At 53.6% G+C, this 18,667-nt stretch carries 18 protein-coding genes; 10 read left to right on the plus strand and 8 right to left on the minus strand.

Features of this window, described 5'->3' with window-relative positions:
- Positions 1-191: 191 nt before the first annotated feature.
- Genes gmd through nagA form a run of 10 tightly spaced genes read left to right on the plus strand, consistent with a single transcriptional unit; the run spans position 192 to position 9,598 of the window.
- Positions 192-1,214 (plus strand): GDP-mannose 4,6-dehydratase, encoded by a 1,023-nt coding sequence (gene gmd, locus VK70_RS16415; RefSeq protein ID WP_025696695.1) that lies wholly within the window; start codon positions 192-194, stop codon positions 1,212-1,214.
- Positions 1,215-1,260: 46 nt separating this feature from the next.
- On the plus strand, positions 1,261-2,190 hold the full coding sequence (locus VK70_RS16420; RefSeq protein WP_025696694.1) for a GDP-L-fucose synthase family protein: 930 nt from the start codon (positions 1,261-1,263) through the stop codon (positions 2,188-2,190).
- A 58-nt stretch (positions 2,191-2,248) separates the two neighbouring features.
- The gene (locus VK70_RS16425) at positions 2,249-3,328 is read left to right on the plus strand and encodes a mannose-1-phosphate guanylyltransferase (RefSeq protein WP_025696692.1); all 1,080 of its coding nucleotides are present in this window, start codon (positions 2,249-2,251) and stop codon (positions 3,326-3,328) included.
- Between the two features lie 52 nt (positions 3,329-3,380).
- On the plus strand, positions 3,381-4,559 hold the full coding sequence (locus tag VK70_RS16430; protein ID WP_025696690.1) for an O-fucosyltransferase family protein: 1,179 nt from the start codon (positions 3,381-3,383) through the stop codon (positions 4,557-4,559).
- Between the two features lie 38 nt (positions 4,560-4,597).
- Positions 4,598-5,677, plus strand: coding sequence for an O-fucosyltransferase family protein (locus tag VK70_RS16435; protein WP_025696688.1), 1,080 nt, complete (start codon positions 4,598-4,600; stop codon positions 5,675-5,677).
- Positions 5,649-6,608, plus strand: coding sequence for an O-fucosyltransferase family protein (locus VK70_RS16440; RefSeq protein WP_025696687.1), 960 nt, complete (start codon positions 5,649-5,651; stop codon positions 6,606-6,608). The genes VK70_RS16435 and VK70_RS16440 overlap by 29 nt, the downstream gene beginning before the upstream one ends.
- The gene (locus VK70_RS27955; RefSeq protein ID WP_144415251.1) at positions 6,575-6,781 is read left to right on the plus strand and encodes a hypothetical protein; all 207 of its coding nucleotides are present in this window, start codon (positions 6,575-6,577) and stop codon (positions 6,779-6,781) included. The genes VK70_RS16440 and VK70_RS27955 overlap by 34 nt, the downstream gene beginning before the upstream one ends.
- Positions 6,782-6,815: 34 nt before the next feature.
- Positions 6,816-7,694 (plus strand): MurR/RpiR family transcriptional regulator, encoded by an 879-nt coding sequence (locus VK70_RS16450; RefSeq protein ID WP_025696683.1) that lies wholly within the window; start codon positions 6,816-6,818, stop codon positions 7,692-7,694.
- On the plus strand, positions 7,695-8,423 hold the full coding sequence (nagB, locus tag VK70_RS16455) for a glucosamine-6-phosphate deaminase (RefSeq protein ID WP_025696681.1): 729 nt from the start codon (positions 7,695-7,697) through the stop codon (positions 8,421-8,423).
- Positions 8,411-9,598 (plus strand): N-acetylglucosamine-6-phosphate deacetylase, encoded by a 1,188-nt coding sequence (gene nagA / locus VK70_RS16460; protein ID WP_025696679.1) that lies wholly within the window; start codon positions 8,411-8,413, stop codon positions 9,596-9,598. Before nagB ends, nagA begins: the two co-directional genes overlap by 13 nt.
- Before the next feature lie 80 nt (positions 9,599-9,678).
- Here nagA and VK70_RS29235 read toward each other — a convergent pair whose 3' ends face one another.
- The 8 genes from VK70_RS29235 to VK70_RS16500 form a co-directional block, all read right to left on the minus strand.
- A complete protein-coding gene (locus tag VK70_RS29235) occupies positions 9,679-10,632 on the minus strand; it encodes a YhcN/YlaJ family sporulation lipoprotein (RefSeq protein WP_025696677.1) in 954 nt (317 codons plus the stop codon).
- Positions 10,633-10,732: 100 nt separating this feature from the next.
- A complete protein-coding gene (locus VK70_RS16470; RefSeq protein WP_025696676.1) occupies positions 10,733-11,455 on the minus strand; it encodes a glycosyltransferase in 723 nt (240 codons plus the stop codon).
- Complete coding sequence (locus VK70_RS16475; protein ID WP_046723520.1) at positions 11,452-12,480, minus strand: NAD-dependent epimerase/dehydratase family protein; 1,029 nt, start codon at positions 12,478-12,480, stop codon at positions 11,452-11,454. Before VK70_RS16475 ends, VK70_RS16470 begins: the two co-directional genes overlap by 4 nt.
- On the minus strand, positions 12,450-13,289 hold the full coding sequence (locus VK70_RS16480) for a dTDP-4-dehydrorhamnose reductase family protein (RefSeq protein WP_046723522.1): 840 nt from the start codon (positions 13,287-13,289) through the stop codon (positions 12,450-12,452). Before VK70_RS16480 ends, VK70_RS16475 begins: the two co-directional genes overlap by 31 nt.
- Complete coding sequence (locus VK70_RS16485; RefSeq protein ID WP_025698237.1) at positions 13,286-14,272, minus strand: polysaccharide biosynthesis protein; 987 nt, start codon at positions 14,270-14,272, stop codon at positions 13,286-13,288. The genes VK70_RS16480 and VK70_RS16485 overlap by 4 nt, the downstream gene beginning before the upstream one ends.
- Positions 14,262-15,356, minus strand: coding sequence for a non-hydrolyzing UDP-N-acetylglucosamine 2-epimerase (gene wecB, locus VK70_RS16490; protein ID WP_025698235.1), 1,095 nt, complete (start codon positions 15,354-15,356; stop codon positions 14,262-14,264). Before wecB ends, VK70_RS16485 begins: the two co-directional genes overlap by 11 nt.
- Before the next feature lie 458 nt (positions 15,357-15,814).
- Entirely contained in the window at positions 15,815-17,227 is a 1,413-nt protein-coding gene (locus tag VK70_RS16495) for a glycosyltransferase family 4 protein (RefSeq protein ID WP_046723524.1), read from the minus strand.
- A 284-nt stretch (positions 17,228-17,511) separates the two neighbouring features.
- The gene (locus tag VK70_RS16500; RefSeq protein WP_052756011.1) at positions 17,512-18,645 is read right to left on the minus strand and encodes a CgeB family protein; all 1,134 of its coding nucleotides are present in this window, start codon (positions 18,643-18,645) and stop codon (positions 17,512-17,514) included.
- Positions 18,646-18,667: the final 22 nt, after the last annotated feature.

The raw sequence follows: 18,667 nt of genomic DNA on the forward strand, positions 1-18,667 counted from the left end.
AGGCCTTGAATTAAATTTGAAAGGGCGGCAGCCACCCCGTTAGGAATCAGTCCTATCCGGGTGCGCTGCCGCCTTTTTTGCTGTCCTTTAATCCAAAATCCCATTTTCAACGATTGCGTACAGCTACCCAAACCTTACCCTATTCATGCTCATATACATAGACCAAACCATAAAAAGGGGATGAAACCAACTTGAAAAAAGCTTTCATTACTGGCGTGACTGGCCAGGACGGATCATATCTTGCCGAACTATTACTGAGCAAAGGTTATGAAGTTCACGGGATGGTCCGCAGAAGCAGCTCGATAAACACGGAAAGAATTGATCATCTCCTGGAAAATAAATCTGGAGACCGGCCGGATCTTGTCCTGCATTATGGTGATCTTGCGGACCCCGGAGGATTAAGCAGGTTGATCAGCAAAATTGAGCCTTCCGAAGTCTACAATCTGGGCGCGCAGAGCCACGTCAGAGTGTCCTTCGAAATTCCGGAATTCACAGGTGATGTAGACGCTCTCGGTTCGATGCGCCTTCTGGAGAGCATTCGCGAGGTAAACCCCGCCATCCGGTTCTATCAGGCCTCATCCAGCGAGTTGTATGGCCTCGTTCAAGAAGTGCCGCAAAGTGAGAAAACCCCGTTCTATCCCCGGAGTCCTTATGCCGTAGCCAAGTTGTACGCTTACTGGATCACCGTTAACTACCGCGAAGCGTACAATCTGTATGCCTGCAACGGCGTCCTCTTTAACCATGAATCGCCGCGCCGGGGGAAGACTTTCGTCACCCGCAAAATTACAACCGGCCTCGCCAACATCTTGAAAGGCAAACAGGAGCATCTTGTGCTCGGCAATCTGGACGCCAAACGGGATTGGGGCTTTGCCGGCGATTATGTGGAGGCGATGTGGCTGATGCTGCAGCAGGATCACCCGGAAGACTATGTTATAGCTACAGGGGAAACCCATACAGTAAGGGAATTCTGCGAGCTTGCCTTCCAGCATGCCGGGATTACGCTTGCCTGGACAGGCGAAGGACTGGACGAAAAAGGAATTGATGCCAAGACTGGACGCGTGCTGATCACGGTCGATGAACAGTATTTCCGGCCAAGCGAAGTCGATCTGCTGCTTGGTGATCCGACCAAAGCAAAAACAAAGCTGGGCTGGGAGCCAAAAGTCTCCTTCAAGGAACTTGTCGAAATGATGGTCAAGAGCGATCAGGGTTCCTGATCGCTTGGCAGCTTAATACATTAGGTGAGAAGGGAGTCCTTTTAACTTGGAGAAGAACAGCCGGATTTACGTAGCCGGACATAAAGGTCTTGTCGGCTCTGCTCTTGTCAGAAACCTGAAGGAGAAAGGATACACGAATATTATCGGCAAAACGCTGCAGGAGCTGGATTTGACAAACCAGGCGGCAGTGGAGCGTTTCTTTGAAGAGTCGGATATCGACTATGTGTTTTTGGCGGCTGCCAAAGTCGGCGGAATCGTGGCAAACAACACCTATCCTGCGGATTATATTATGGAGAATGAACTGATCCAATGTAATGTCATCCGCAGCGCGTTTAAGAATAATGTCAAAAAGCTTATTTTTTTGGGCAGCTCCTGCATTTATCCGAAACTCTGCCCCCAACCCATTAAGGAGGAATATCTCCTTACGGGGCCGCTCGAAACGACTAATGAAGCCTACGCGCTAGCCAAAATATCAGGACTCAAAATGTGCCAGTATTATAATCGCCAATACGGAACCAATTATATCAGCGTGATGCCCACCAACCTGTACGGGCCTTATGACAACTTCGATCTTAACAACTCTCACGTCATTCCTGCCATGATCGCCAAAATTGATGCAGCCAAATCGTCAAATCAGCCCAACGTGACCTTGTGGGGTACGGGCAAGCCGCGCCGGGAATTTCTGTATGTCGACGATATGGCGGACGCGTGCGTGTACCTGATGGAGCATTACGACGGAACAGAGTTCCTGAATGTCGGTACTGGAGAGGATCTGTCCATCCGCGAGCTCGCGGAATTGGTGAAAGCTGTTGTCGGTTACGATGGCGAGCTGCTGTTTGATGCAGGCAAGCCGGATGGAACACCGCGCAAGCTGCTGGATGTGTCCAAATTGGAGAAGCTGGGCTGGAAGGCAAAGACCGGGTTGAAAGAAGGTCTCGATAAGGCCTACCGCTACTATTTGGACACCGTCAAATGACTTGCTAAAGCGGGTGGCCTTACTCTCTTTAGATCTCGACTATCGGGAAGGTGAATACATGGATAAATATGCGGTTATCATGGCCGGCGGTGCCGGACTGCGGCTGTGGCCCCTCTCCCGGGAACACAAGCCCAAGCAGTTTATCAGCGTTAAAGGAACGAGCAGTATGCTTGAGCAGACCCTTGAGCGCATTACCGAGCTGATACCGCCGGACAAATGTTATGTCATTACAAATAAAAATTATGCGGAGATAACCAGGGAACTGCTTAAGGACATCATTCCCCCGCAAAATATTATACTCGAGCCTCTCCGTAAAAATACCGGAGCCTGCATATCCTATGCGGCCTTATTGCTGGAACGCAAATTTCGAGACAGCCTGGTCTGTTTCATTCCGGCTGACAGCTATGTCAACAATAAGCATGAGTACCTTAAAGCAATCCACCTAGCGTATAGGGAGAGCATTAACGGCTCCGCTCTGACCATTATCGGCGTAAATCCGACATACCCGGCCATCGGCTACGGTTATATCAAAATTGATCCAAGCGAGCATACCGATCCCAAACCCCAGGTATCCCACGTTCAGCAGTTTAAAGAGAAACCCGACACCGCCACTGCCCGCACCTACGTGGAATCCGGGCAGTATTTGTGGAACAGCGGCATGGTTGCAGGCAATCTGCAGGCCTTCAAGAGCGGAATTCAGCAGCATATGCCGGAACACTTCAATATCCTGTCGGCAGCACTGGACCAGATCGGCTCCCCGGACTTCGACTCCGTGATAGAGGAGGCTTTCAGCCAGCTGCCCGACATCTCTTTCGATAACGGAGTGCTGGAGAACAGCAGCAGTCTTAATGCCATTAAGGGCTACTTCGACTGGGACGATATCGGCAGTCTGGACGCGCTGGGAAAATTGATGGACCACGACGACAGCGGTAATTCCGTCAGCGGCAGTTATGTCGGAATGGATACTCAAGATTCGATCATTTTCACCAGCGATATACTGGTCACTTCCATCGGACTCTCGAATATGATGATTATCAAGACGCAAGACGTATTACTGGTCTGTCCCAAAGAGAGGGCTCAGGATGTCAAAGCGTTCGTCCAATTATTGAAACGTACCGGATACGGGGAGCGGACCTAAATTCCCGCCTTATCCCGGCTGACGTAAAGGATACACGGAGGTGATTAGGAATATGAACCGGTTACGTTTTATGCTGATCAGAGGTTATAGTCACAGTATTTGGATGGATATACGCCAGCTGCTGGAGCAGCTTCTTATCGCAGAACTCAGCGGCAGAATTCCGGTAGTGCATTGGGGCAGCAGCAGCTTTTATAACGGTAAGGTTTATACTAACGCTTTTGATAAGTATTTTGAGCCAGTGTCTAATTATATGATCGAAGACTTAATGAATCCGGGCTACAGCTTTTTTCCATCCGTATGGCAGCATGACAACCTGCTGATGCCTGACCCCGGGCAGGTCTCGCTGACTGAGCGGAACTACGGGGAAATGCTGGAGAGCAATGCTGATGTCGTGGTATGCGACACGTATCCGAACAAAATGTCCGCCCTCTCACTTGTTGGGGAGGATCACCCTTTGTACGGGATGGATACGACGCAGGCGTACCGCTTTTTGATGCGTAAATATTTGAAACTCAAACCGGATCTGACAAACAAGATCATGAGGTTTTTTTATTCTAATTCCCTGCATGAAGGACCCGTTCTGGCTGTTCATGTCCGCGAAAACTTTTCCATTAGCGCATTTGAGAAGAACAGTATAAACAAACATTATCACGGTAAAGTGTATAAGATGAAAAAACAGCCGGAGCAGAACACCAACGATACCCTTAAGCTTCACCAGATTTACCGGATTTATAAAGTGAATAAACTTGAAACGTCAAACAAGGACTATCATAAGGAAATCCAGTATATGCTCGGCAAATTCAACATTAAAAAGATTTTCCTGCTCACGGACTGTACGGAAATTCTGGATGAATACCGGGAACGGTACGGCTCGCTGCTTGTGTATACCGATGCGCTGCGGCATTCCTCCAATGACGTCGAAACTCCTTATCTCGAAACGCATATGCACCGCCGTCAAAACGGAATAGACGCCATACTGGACGCCTATATTGCCGCGAAATGCAGCTTCTTTATCGGCAATGGCTATTCGAATATGTCTAAAGCCGTTACGTATCTTAATGACTGGGCCGATACCAATGTCAAATTGATGTACTGGGTGCCGGAAAATTCGAGTTTAGCCAATTACGCGGTGACCAATACCACCGTTTATCCTAACAATAAATTGGTAGGAAAATTCAAGCAGATCGCTTATAGCACGCACCGTACATGGAAGAGGCTGAAGGATCGTTAATTCATTCTAAACCACTGGATTGGAGGTGCTCCGAACGGATGCACCAGCAAAAGTTCTTGCTTATTAAGACGTGGGGGTGGGGCTTTTGGTCGGATATGGACCACCTGACCGGGCAACTGCTTGTAGCCGAGCTGACGAAACGGATACCGGTGGTGTATTGGGGGCCGCACAGTTTATACAGTGAATATATCGATACGAACGCCTTTGAATTGTATTATGAACCTGTCTCCTCATACACCATCGATGACGTGCTTAAGCCTGAACACACCTTTTTCCCGCCGATCTGGAATGCAAGCAACGCACTGGTAGAGGATCTGGATAAGACGGCGCGGCTTCACCGCGGCATTGGCGAACTGATGGCCAGCAAGGCGGATGTGGCCGTCAGCGACGTCCATTTCTTCTCCAAGCCGCTACTCAGGTATATTCCGAAGAGCCACTGGGCGTACGGGATGACCGGAGTACAGATCTACCGTCATCTGATCCGGAAGTATTTGCGTTTAAAGCCCGATATTGAAGCGGAAATCAACGAATTTTACAATGCCCATCTGAAGGATCATCACCCGCTCCTCGGCGTTCATATCCGGGCTAGCGACAAAGTGCGCGAGGTGGAGAACCTTCAGCAGCTTAACAAGCAATATGATGGAGAAATCCGAAAAGTATTGAAGGAAGGAAAAATTGGAAAGTTATTCCTGATCACGGATTGCGATGATGCGATCGATGACTTCAACAAGCGCTACGGTTCGATAGTCGTATACACCGACTGCGTGAGAGCTCCCCGCAACTCCGTTACCGAGGCCCCCCATCTGCAGAACTTTGTTGTAAAAAGAAGAAAAGGTATCGAGATCATCAAGGATACGTATCTTGCCACCAAATGCGATTATTTTATCGGCAACGGCTACTCCAATGTATCCTTTTTCGTCAACCGGCTGAAGGACTGGCCGGACAGCCATATTAAGCTTTTTTACAGAACGTTGAAACAGGATAGAAAAAATACCCGTAAACGGGCACGAGCCGAATTGGCCACCAAATATTATCGGGCCAAGCAGCGCCGGGCTCAATATCCAAGTCTGTACGGAGGTGATAACCAGCATGAGCATAAACCGATTTCTCCTGATTAAGCCTTGGGGATACAGCATTTGGGCGGATGTGGATCATGTGGTTGGCCAGCTGCTTATTGCAGAGATCACGGACCGGACTCCGATTGTGTACTGGGGCATGGACAGTCTGTATTCCGAGTCCGTGACGAAAAACTCGTTCGAGTTGTTCTTCGAACCGATCAATGAGCATATGCCCCATGAAGTCGTCCGGTCCGATTTTACGTATTATCCGCCCATCTGGACCAGTCATACGGTTCTGATGGAGGACCCGGACAAGTTGAAGTGGGAACATCGGGATTTGCAGGATATGATCGCAAGTGACGCCAACGTGCTGGTCAGCGATGTGTATTACCATGTCGGCTCTATTGTCCCCTGGATTCCCGAGCGGCATCCTTTATACGGTAAAACACCGCATCAATTATACCGTTATCTGTTCGACAAATACATTAAAATCCAACCCAGCATCATTGACGAAGCCAAGCAGTTTGTTTATGAGAATCCGCAGTTTCGTGATGAAAAACCGATTCTAGGCGTTCATATCCGGGCCAACGGCCTCGTCAGTGAAATTGGACAGATTTATAATATCAACGATTATTACCATCCCAATATATGGAGTTTTATGAGCAATTTCGAATGCCGTCATCTGTTCCTCATTACCGACCATTACAAGTTCGTCCGCCAATTCCAAAAGATTTATGATAAATACGAAACCTTAATTGTCAGCGACAGCAGGAAAGCGTTCTTCAGAGGCAGAGTCCACCCGAACCGGTCCAATTATCCCAATCAGCGCCATAAAGGAATTGAACTCATAAAAGACACCTCGGACATTATCAAAGACACTTACCTTGCCGTTCAGTGCGACTATTTTATCGGCAATGGCTATTCCAGCTTGTCGAATACGGTGCTTCGAATGAAAGATTGGCCGGAGAAAAATATCAAGCTGCTGTATTAGAAAAACATAAGGCCATAATTGAGCGCGAAGCTTATAACGACCGTTTGCCGGTGTACTGCCGGGAAGCGGTCGTTCGTTTTTTCAAAAAAGCGGCTCTTGCATCTCATAAGATTTTGCCTTATTCTAATTTTGAAAATAATTTTCTTGATTTTATATATAATATTAAAAAATAATTTCAACTATCCCATTGAACTAGAAGGTGGATGAATGACTCCAATCCTGCATGCACTGGAGCACGAGAAGTCCAAGCTCTCCCAAATGGAGCGCAGGCTGGCGGAGCGAATTCTTGCCTCCCCCGGCGAGATTGTCCATATGGGCATCACAGAGCTGGCGGAGCAATGCGGCATCAGCGCCGCGACAATCACGCGCTTTTGCAAGGTGTTTCACTTTAAGGGCTTCCCTGATTTCAAGGTAAAGCTGGCGGCTGAAATCGCCCACAGCGATGCGGCGCCTCAGGAGGGCGGCTCCTCTTACCAGGATATTATGGCAGGCAATCCGCTCTCCGTCATCGTGGAAGCCATGCAGGCGAATCACCTCGCTTCCATCCGCGATACAACGTCGCTGCTGGACATCGGACGGCTCGAACAGACGGTGGATCTGCTCTGCCACGCCCGGCGGGTCGATCTGTACGGAATGGCGACCTCGTCGATTGTCGCTCAGGATTTCTATCAGAAGCTGATCCGGATCGGCGTCAACTGTACCGCTTTTGCCGATTCGCATATGCAGATCACTTCGGCCTCCTCCCTTGCGGAGGGGGACGTCGCCTTTGCCATTTCGTACTCGGGGGAGACGCTCGAGACGATCGACGCGCTCATCTGCGCGAAGAATAGCGGCGCATCTACGATCTCGCTTACTTCATACGGCAGCAATTCGCTTGCCTCGCTCAGCGGGATCTCGCTTTTCTCCTCCTCTCTTGAACAAGGAATGCGTAGAGGAGACATGGCGTCGCGGATCGCCCAACTTCACATTATCGATATTTTATTTACCGGAATGGTCAGCAGAAGGTTTGGCGATTATATTCCAAAGCTGGAGCAATCGTACCGGAACGTCCAGAAATTCCGTCACAAACGGGGAGGTACAGAATAAATGAATATTTTTAAGTTTGAAAATGACGAAGATTTCGTGCAGACAGGGGCCAATCTGGTTGCCAGCCTGCTTCAGAGTAATCCGAAGGCCGTCCTGGGACTCGCCACCGGCAGCACGCCTATCGGGGTATACGAACGGCTGGTCCAGATGTACCGCAAAGGTCTGGTCAGCTTTGCAAAAGCGTCGTCCTATAATCTTGACGAATATGTAGGCCTGTCGGCAGATCACCCGAAAAGTTACCGCAGCTTCATGAATAAGCATCTGTTTGATCATATTGACATCGATCTGTCCCGGACACATGTGCCGGATGGCAATGCCAAGGATCTAACGGCCGAGTGCCTGGCTTATGATCAAAGGCTGGAAAATGAAGGACCTGTCGATTTGCAAATTCTCGGCATCGGAAGTAACGGGCATATCGGCTTTAATGAACCGGATGCCAGCCTAACCAGCGGAACCCATGTCGTTGATTTGCTGCCGGAAACGCGGGAGGCCAATGCCCGGTTCTTCCCTTCGGTTACCGATGTTCCAATGCAGGCGATTACGATGGGCGTCGGCAGTATCCTGAAGGCGCAGCAAATTCTGCTCCTTGTGCGCGGCGCGGAGAAGGCCGAAGCGATCCGAAAGGCGGTGAAGGGGCCGATTACGACCCAGTGCCCCGCCTCCTTGCTCCAGAGCCATCCGAATGTGATGGTACTGCTGGATGAAGGAGCGGGACAATGGCTGAAGTAAATCAGGAACGGGGTCACTTGCTGTATGGCAGGGTACTGACTCCCGGGGGGATCGCCAGTGACGGGGTTGTCGCGGTGCAGGACGGTATAATTATTTATGCAGGAGCAGCGCGATGGCTGCCGGAGACCTGCTCCGGCTGGCCGGAAAGCGCACGGGTGCAGGACGGCCTGCTCATTCCGGGCTTTGTCGATGTGCATGTTCACGGCGGCGCCGGTCATGACTTTATGTACGCCAATGCCCAGGCGATTACGGAGATTGCCGGATTTCATGCCGCCAACGGTACGACGACGATGCTGGCCACAACGATGACCGCTTCCAAGGAAGCGATTGAACGCGTGCTTGGCGAGGTCAGCTCCTACCGCTTGGGGGAGATGCCTTATGCGCAGGTGGCCGGGGTTCATCTGGAAGGTCCTTTCATCAGCCCAAAATGGCCCGGAGCGCAAAATCCGGAGCATATCGTCCCGCCAAACGTTAATTGGCTGAAAGAATGGGAGGGCACCTATCCCGGATTGATTCGCCAGGTTACGCTTGCTCCCGAACGGGAAGGCGCGGCGGAAGTGATATCTTGGCTGCGCAGACACGGAATTACAGCCGCCCTCGGCCATACCGACGCCGCTTACGAGCAGGTTATCGCCGCGGCGGACGCGGGTCTTAACCAGGCGGTGCATACGTTTAACCAGATGACTCCGCTGCATCACCGCAAGCCCGGTACGGCAGGAGCGGTGATGTCCGACGAACGGATACGCGCTGAGATCATCGCGGACGGCATTCATGTTCATCCCGCAGCGATCTCAATTCTGGCGCGGCTTAAAGGCCCGAATGGCCTGATTCTGATTACCGACGCGATGTCGGCCGCCGGTCTTAGCGACGGAGAGTATGCCATTGGCGATCTGCCGGTTATGGTACAGAATGGTGTTGCCCGCCTTCGAGACAACCCTGACGCTCTTGCCGGAAGCACGCTCACCATGATCAAAGGCTTCCGTTATCTTATTCAAGAAGCCGGTCTAAGTCTGGAGGATGCTTCCAGAGCCGCGAGTCTGAACCCGGCCATGTCGCTTGGCATGGAGCGCAACATCGGCTCGCTGGAGGCCGGCAAACGGGCGGATATTCTGCTGCTGGATGGTGCTCTCAACCTTCGCGGCGTGTGGATCGGTGGACGCCCTCAGGAGATCTAGGCTTTTTTATGTATAACGCAGAGGCTTTTCCGAAAGGGAATGAACCTCTGCGTTTTGCCGTATTCTATAGAAATAATCCCTTATCTGTGCATATAATCCCCAGTGCGAACCGGAAAGATGCGCTCTGCCAGTACGCGGAATTCATTTACAAAGCCTTGCAGCGGATGTCCGGCTCGTGCCTGTGCGGCATAGCTGTTCACGCGCTGAACGAAATCGGGATTGGCCGAGACGTACACCCGGTCGATACCATGCGCATTCTTCTTGACGACATTTGCGATCTTTGCCTTAACTTCTTTGGTTAGCACATCTTCAACGGTTGCCGCCCCGGTTCCCGTAGTCACCCCGCCAAATGGCAAAAAGCCTCCACGGCCTGTCGGGCCGGGTGCGCCGATCCCTGTCGGGCCGGGTATTGCTGCGCCGGTCCCTGTCGGGCCGGGTATCGCTGCGCCAGTCCCCGTCGGGCCGGGTATCGCTGCGCCGGTCCCCGTCGGGCCGGGTATCGCTGCGCCGGCTCCCGTCAAACTTCTGTTGTTATTGGCAACAGCTCCCGGCATGCTGGTCCCCCGTGTCGGGTAGTTGGGACCGACTCCGGTACTGTAACCGGTACCGTATCCTGTTCCGTATCCAGTGCTGCCTGGCAGCATGTCCGTACCGTATATGTTGCCGCCTTTTGCCCGCATGCCCCCGGTCACATTATTTTCCAGCGTTACAGCTACATAAGCGCTGCGGCCAGAGGTAAGCACATTGGCTGTTCGCACCTCCTTCATGGCAGCCACGCGATCAGCGAGCTTCTGATCCAAACTCAGCCTGTCGATCGTATGCCCGTCCCGGACCGAATTCACATTCAGGCGGCCATCTTGTACACCCCGTACACCATCATTTACGCGTACACCATCACTCACGCGTACACCATCATTCACACTCCGCACGCCATAATTCCCCGCCGTATTCTGGTAGTTTGCACAGCCCGCGATTCCGGCCATCCCCAACAGCAGGGCGGCGGAGACGGACAAGCCAATTCTTGATCGCAACATGCATTCACCCTCCACTCGTTATGATTGCTGTGTAACAATCTTTAGGATGGCTTCGGGGCGGGCGGGCTATGCTGAAAGGATTTGGCATGCTGGTTCTCTTTCATCCTCCCAAAGATGTAATCAGACTTCGCAGCGGTGTGCTGTATCGCGCTTTTAATGCCGATACTTCATGCATAATCCGGTCGTGATGTCTCACTGTGCCCATACCGTCATGGCGTCGGTAACCAGTCAGGGATTGATTCAGCATCACGGGCGGATATCCGTTCAGAACCGCACGGAACCATAAATCATAATCATGCGTGAAGGGAAGCGATTCATCGAATAGGCCGATAGCGCCGAACAGTTCCTTTTTGATCATAACCGTGCAGCCGTTTACCGGGTTTCCCTGAAGAAAGCAGCGCAGGAAATCAAGCCGATTGTCAAAAACGGCTCCGGCATTAAGCTGAACAAGGTGGGATGCGGCATTGATATAATTGAAGTTGGTGTAAGAAATCAGCAGACGGTTATTCTCCATGAACAGCGACTGGTTTCTAATTTTATCATGGTAAAAGACATCGTCCGAACTGAGCCAGGCGACATAGTCGCCGGTGGCATGAAGAATGCCGTGGTTTAACGCAGACGCGGTGCCTCCATTGGCTTTGCCCAAATAATGAATATTGGGATGGGAGCGATATGGAGCAATTCTGTCGCTGTGAATAGTGGAGCCGTCGTCGACGACGATGATCTCATAAGGAGCCTGGGACTGGGACAGCGCGCTCTGCAGCGCCTGGTCAATATACGGACAGTTATAAAACGGGATAATAACCGACACTTTCGCGTTCATGGCGATGCTCCTTTCCGGTTGCTGCGGTAATATTCCAGAATGTCGGCAAGCGAGCGCTCCAGCTGCACTTCGGGGCGCCAGTTTAAGGCGGAAGCGTGTGCAGCAAAGGAGCGGGACTGCGCCTGACAGTGCGGCGCCTCACAGCCAGAAGCGCCTGCCTGTATAGGCGGCGCATCCAAAACGGGGGCATTCTCCGGCTCTTGGCTGGGCTCCGTTCCCCAATCCACCCGCACATCCGCCCGGGTCAGGCTCAGCATGCGCTCCGCAATCTCGCCCAAACTGCGCGGCTTTCCCGAGTCGATCCGGTACGTGGTGCCCGGCTCTCCCTGCTTCAAGATGCAATCGTACGCGCGGACGGCGTCCCGGACATCAAGAAAATCCCGCTGCGCCTGCCGGGAAGATAACCGGAACGGCAGCTGGGTGCCCCCCTGCTCGCTTCTGGCAATGTGTCCGGCCAGCAGCGAGCAGAAGCCCGTGGAAGGCCCAGGCCCGATCAGGTTGCAGGGCTCCGCGATCAGCACCTGCTGCCGGAATAGTCTTCCCCAGGACAAGGACATGAGTTCTTCCAGTGTCTTGCTGAGGCTGTATGGATGCAGCGGCTCTCCGGCTCCCGGATTGAACTTCAGCCGTGATCCCGCCACCAGCAGACGGACTTCATTACGGGAGCGCAGCGCGTCAAGCAGGTACACGGCCGCCATTACATTGGTTTCCAGATATTGAGCCGGTTTCCGCCACGACTCCGGTACGGAATTTTTCCCCGCCAGATGAAGCACTTCGCTTGGAGCGGTATCCTCTATCATCTTCTTCACGGCTTCGCCGTCGTTCAAATCGCAAATATACGTCCTAACGTCTTCCGGAAACAACGGTTCCCGGGATTCGCCGGGGACCGCTGTCCGCAGCACGGCGATTACCTCCGCTCCTTCCGCCGCAAAATAAGCGGCGGCATGGCGGCCCGTAAAGCCGCCGGCGCCGGTAATCAGCAGCCTTCTGCCGGTCATGGATATCGCCGGCTTTGCTGTATCCATTCCGCCAGCTCGGAGAGCATCTCAGAGTAGGAAGGCAGATGAAAGACTGCATCGCTGCGCGTGGTGAGCAAAGTACGGTCCTGCACATGCCGGTCATCGGGAACAATCTCGGCGTCGGTCTTGTGAAAGGCCTCCTGAATCATTATGAGCAGCTCGTATTTGCTGACCGGCTGAGGATGGGCCAGGTGAATCAAGCCAGACACCTCCGAATCCAGCATACAATCGATGGCTCTGGCCAGCTCCAGCGTTGTCACCCCGTTCCACATGACGCGGCGGTAGCCGGGAACCTTGCCGGACTGGGCCAGGAACCATTCCATGAGCCCGATGCCGTTCTTGCGGATTTCCGGCCCGATGATCGATGTGCGGATCGTCAGATGGCCAAAATTGCAAACCTCGCCGAGCGCCTTCGTAATGGCGTAGACAGAGGTTCCGTCCGGCGCGTCCTCCTCTGTGTAGCCGCCGCGTGTTCCTTCGAACACGCAGTCTGTGCTGATGTGGATCAGCCGGGCGGATATGGTGTCAGCGGCCCGCCGCAGACGGTGGGGAAGAAAGCCGTTGATGTGATAGGCGGCGATTTTATGCTCTTCCGCGGATTGGTTAAGTACGCCCAGCGCGTTAATGATGCAGTGGGGCGAGACAATAGCTATTGTTCTCTCCACAGTCGCAATATCGTCGGCATCCAGCAGGAGTCCTTGCTGATCGCTTTTGTCCCGGGTTGTATAAAAAACCTGGTGCTTGCCCTGAAGGCGGAAGTAATCTGCCAGCATATGCCCCGCCATGCCATTTCCGCCGAGGATCAGCAGCTTCATTGCAGGAAACCTCCCCGGATCAGGATGTCCTTGATTTCTTGTTTGGACATCAGATTATTCCCGGAGCTAAAGCTGCTGAAGGACACCGGCTCGCAATTTTGATAGCGCGACTTCAGATGAGGTATATTAAGCGTAGGCAATATAACAAGATACTGCTCGTCGTATACAACGGTCGTCAGGCTCTCGAAATCGCTCATCAGAATTTCATTGATTTTTTCCCCGGGACGAATGCCTGTCTCGATCATTCTAACGTCTTGTCTATCGGAGGCCTCGATGAGCACTTCAGCCAAATCGGCAATCCGGCAGGTCGGCATGGTCATTACGAAAATCTCGCCGCCCACGCTGACCTCGGAAGCTTTGAACAGCAGGGAAATCGCATCGCTCAGCGTCAGGAAGAACCGGGTCATATTGAAATCGGTAATCCGCACTTCGCCTTTGTCCCGAATCTGCTTCATGAACAAATGGACGACGCTGCCGTTCGTTCCAAGCACATTCCCGCCCCGGACAGTAACGAACTTGGTGCTTGACCCAAGCAGATTCGCATAGACGATCAGCTTCTCGCCGATAGCCTTGGTCATACCATAAAAGTTGGATGGATTGGCCGCCTTGTCAGTCGAGATATAAATCACTTTTTCCACCTTGTTCGCTATCGCCGCTTCAATGACATTCTGAGTACCGATGACGTTCGTCTTGAGCGCCTCGTAGGGCTGATCCTCGCAGACGGGGACATGCTTCAGCGCCGCCAGATGGAACAAGTAATCCACCCCCCGGCATGCGGCAATGAGAGCTTCCTTATCGCGGATATCACCGATGACAAAGCTTAACCGTCTGTCCTCGAATTCCCGGCTCATGGCTACCTGGGCGGATTCGCTGCGAGAGAAAATAATGATTTCCTTCGGATTCTGCGGCAGAAGCTGCCGGACCAGCTCATGTCCCCAGGAACCGGTACCGCCGATAACCGCAATCCGTTGATTATTGAACATACAGGTTCCCTCCAAGTAAAAATTTGACGATCTTGTGCGATACATCCGAATCCAGATAGCCGTCAGGGACTTCCCACTCGCGGCTCATCGAGGTCATCAGCCGGGCGCACCGCAAAATACTTTCGCTGTCCACTCCAGAGACGACATTGCTTCCGCAGTCCACCGTCTCCGGCCGCTCGGTCGTCCGCCGGATCGTAACGGTTGGCACGCCCAGCAGGCAGCATTCCTCCTGAACGGTGCCGCTGTCGGTGATGGCGCAGCGCGCATTCTTCTCCAAGGCGACAAAATCAAAGAAACCAAATGGCTCATAAAATTCGACAAGGCTATGCATTTGCAGCGGAAAGGAATTTGAGAGCTTCGATCGGGTGCGGGGATGGATGCTGCAAATGAGGCGGATTCCGAAGTGCTCGGCGATCAGGTTTAAGCCCTGCATGATCTCCATCAGCGGCTCCTTATGATCGACGTTCTCGGCGCGGTGCACCGTAACGAGAAAATATTGCCCCGGCGCAAGACTAAGCCGGTTCAGAATATCGCTGGCCGCAATTTGCGGAGCGTAATGCGTCATAACCTCATGAATCGGGTTGCCGCTAAGCATGATCCGCGAATTCGGAATTCCTTCGGCTGCCAGGTGCCGCTTGCTCTGCGGCGTATAGGGCATGTTAATGGTCGAGACAGCGTCGATGACGCGCCTATTCTTCTCTTCCGGCACATTCAGATCGTAGCAGCGGTTGCCCGCTTCCATATGAATGACCGGAATGCCCATCCGCTCGGCCAGAATGGCGCACAGTGCGCTGTTCGTATCGCCGAGCAGCAGAACGCGATCCGGCCGTTCCTTCAGCAGGATCGGCTCCAGCCCGCCAAACATGGCGGCAAGCTGTCCGCCAATTCCCGCCTGCTTCTCCTGAAGCACGTAATCCGGCGCCCGCAGCCCCAATTCCTCAAAGAAAATGCCGCTCAGACTGGCAGTGAAATTCTGGCCCGTATGCACCAGCACATGACTGTCCGCATACCGGTCCAGAAGCGGAATAATTACGCTCAGGCGGATGATCTCGGGGCGCGTGCCCAGAATGGTCATGATTTTCATGCGTTCACTCCCCTGCTTGAATCTTGATGATGATTTATTTTCAGGACCGGCAGGCAGGCCGTGCGCGAACCCCGGCGAAGTATGCAAGGGCAGGCCGGGAATCGGTAATGAGCCAGACCCGGACTCCAGGGGCTGCGGTACTGCCGGCGAGCCGGAGTTTTTAAGTTGCGCCACGCTAATTAAAGGGATTTCCTCCGTCTAATCACGCCGATTAAAGCAGAATTCTTAGGTTAACTGGAATTTCTCCCGTTAAATGCGCCGATTTGAACGGAACTGAGGAAAAATGCAGAAATTAACCGGAAGATTTCCACTATATACTTTGTAAAAAGGTTGACTCTAAAAAATTAGAGGGAGTATTTCCTTCTATTTGCTCGGCGCAAGCGCTAATGGGAGCGGTCCAGACGGCGGTAAGCGCAAAGCCCGGATTAACCCGGCGCAGCCTGGCGGCCCTGACGCCGCTACCGGCGCCGCGCCGCAGCGCTGCGGCGCTTGCGGGATTTCCGCCGCCGCAGGGACGTGCGGCTGGGGCGCTTCGCCCGCCGCGCGCTGCGGGGCGGAGCGGCGCTGCGGGCGGGGCCGCGCCGGAGTCGGCCGCGCCGCTTCGATGCGCGGCGTCTGCGCTGCGGCGCCTGCTCGGGCGCCGCGGCTGCGGCCCCGCCGGCGGGCGGCTCCGCCGGGGCGGCGCTCGCCCAGCGGAGGCGCCACGCCTCCGCCAGAGCGCGTAGGCGCTCGCGGTAAGCCGCCGGGCCATAGGCGGCGATCACGCGGCCACGTGCCCGGGCGCCAATCGTCGCCGCCAGCACAGGCTGCGCGAGCAGGGCCTTCACACGCTCCGCAAGCGCTTCGATATTCTCCGGCGGAACCAGGCCTTCGCCGCAATCTACGGCCCGCATGATCTCGCCCAGCCCGCCGGAATCGTAGGCGACGACCGGCTTGCCGAAGGCAAGGCCCTCCATCGCAGTCATGCCAAATCCCTCGCGGACGAGGCTCGGAACGACCAGCACATCCATGGCGCAGTACGACTCGGAAAGCGATTTCTCATAGCCCGCGAACCGAAAGCGGGAAGACAAACCCTCCAGCTTCACCTTCTGTTTGCAGCGGTTGTAGTAATCCTTGTCGCGCGGCTCGCCAATAACCAGGAAACGCGCCTCCGGATGCTGCTCTGCCACAAGTACGGCCATGCGGATGAAATGCTCCAGCCCTTTTTGCTCGATAATAAAGGAAGAGATGTAACCGACGAGCCGATTTACGGGCTTGATACGCAGCTCCCGCCGCCGCTCTCCCCTCAGCTTGCTCCACGCCGCCGTCATCATATCCTTGTCATCCCATGTAGGCGGAAGCAGCGCGATTTTACTTGCCTGTATTTCCTCCATAAAATAAAGAGCCGCCGTTTGGGATATGCAGAGGATCTGGTCGCTGAACCGATTAATCACATTGATGCTCAGCGAAGTATGCTCGTTCTCGGTAATAATCTCACTGATCTTCCATACCACTGGTATGCCCAGCGATTTGGCGGCAATAGCCGGCAGAACATGTACACACGTACTCGTTACGATGAAGGCTGGACGCCGCTTAGCCAGCCATGCATGAAGCTCCTTGAACTCCCTGCCGTTCTGAAACGACTTGATGTCCTCTTCGAGTCCCGCATAGGGGGTATACATGCCGTACACCAGCGGAATCGGCAGCAGTTCGACCGCTATTCCGCTGCGGCGGGCCTGACGCGTCAACTTCCCTTCCTGAGGCGCGACAAGCAGGCAGTCAAAGTAGGAGGACAGTTCCCGGGCGAAGAACAGCAGCAGCTTTTCGGCGCCGGTTATGCTGTTGTCATTGGATACATGGGAAAAAAGGACAACGGCAGCTTTATCAGCCATTGGCGTATTGGCGCTTCCGAACAGATGATTCGGAGCGGCCGCTCACCTCCCTGTTAGGTATGCATTGCCCGGACGTTAGCAGAAACCTCCTGCGGTTCCGCCGCCCGAAAAGAAAGACTCCCCCTGCCGCTTTCCAAGGTCCGCACCGGACAGAAGCCCCCTGAAATGATCCAGCGTTTACCGGATTTTGTCTTGACTTATCGTATGAGGCCCGCAGCGGCAGCGGACATGACAACCGCCCTCGGCAGGAGTATAAATCGGCAGACCCGGAGCCCGGCGGATATTTATCCGAAAATAGTGGCCAACAACTGATTAACCCGTTTCGGATACGTGTGATCCCGGAGTGTCCGTTCCAGCCCCTTCAGCACTATCGCTTGACGCTCCTCCTCATGCGTCAGGTAATAACGGATTTTGTCGATCATCTCCTGCGGTGTGCTGAACGTTACAATCTCCTCTCCCGGATTGTAGAAGGAGGCCAGATCATCCCGTACATCGCTTAGCTGCAGCGTTCCGCTGGCCGCAATCTCGAAGGTCCGCGGATTCGGCGAAGCCGCCGAAATCGCCAGTGTATTGTTGTTGAATGCATCATCGACATGGGAGCGGTGCAGATTGATCACAATTTTTGATCCGCTGTAAGCGGCAGCCGTCTCCTGCGGAGACATCCACTTTCCGACCTCGATCCGGTCCCCATAAAGCGAGGCCTCCGGAAGGCGATCCCACCATATTCCGTTGATAACCGTATTGAATTCCATCAGCTGCGGCATGATTTCCCGGAAGAAATTGACCCGGTTCCAATACGCGGAGCCGATGAAGCTTACCTCGCGCGATATCGGCGAGCGGGAGATCGTGGGGCGGTAATGCGGCCGGTAAGCCGCGAACGGCAGATAATGGACCTCCGCACAGCCAAGCTGCCGGTAATATTCGACGCAGTTTCGTTCTAGCGTGAATACATAATCGTAGTGATTCACGATACCCAGTGTAAAATCAGTATAATAAGGATCATCTGTAAGCCAGATTGCCGTAAGGATACCCAATCCCCGGATCTGGTCGATTTGTTCCAGCGGCAGTTCCATACCGTCGAGCACAAGGACCAAGTGCGGCCGCTTGGCGCCGGCCAGTTCTACCAGGTTCTGATGCACATTCGTTACCGTTACTTCCGCCGTCAGGCTTTGCAGCGATGTCAGTACGGCTTCATCCAGCGGGGAATAGGGGTAGCCTTTGCCGGAACCGACATACATAACATGTATATCGCGTACGGGCAGCGGCTCTTCGGGGCGGCCGTCCAGAATGGCTAAGCGTCCGCGCAAATAACCTTCGGCATAGCCGTTCTTAAAGCCGTTCAGCCTTCCCTCCAGCTTCGCTTGCTCAGCCGGCGTAAGGGGAAGCGGCGGAACAGGAAGAATGAATTCTTTGCTCATCGTGCCTCGCTCCTTTGTTTAA

It is taken from the genome of Paenibacillus durus ATCC 35681 (assembly GCF_000993825.1).
GTDB classification, from domain to species: Bacteria; Bacillota; Bacilli; order Paenibacillales; family Paenibacillaceae; genus Paenibacillus_AQ; species Paenibacillus_AQ durus_B.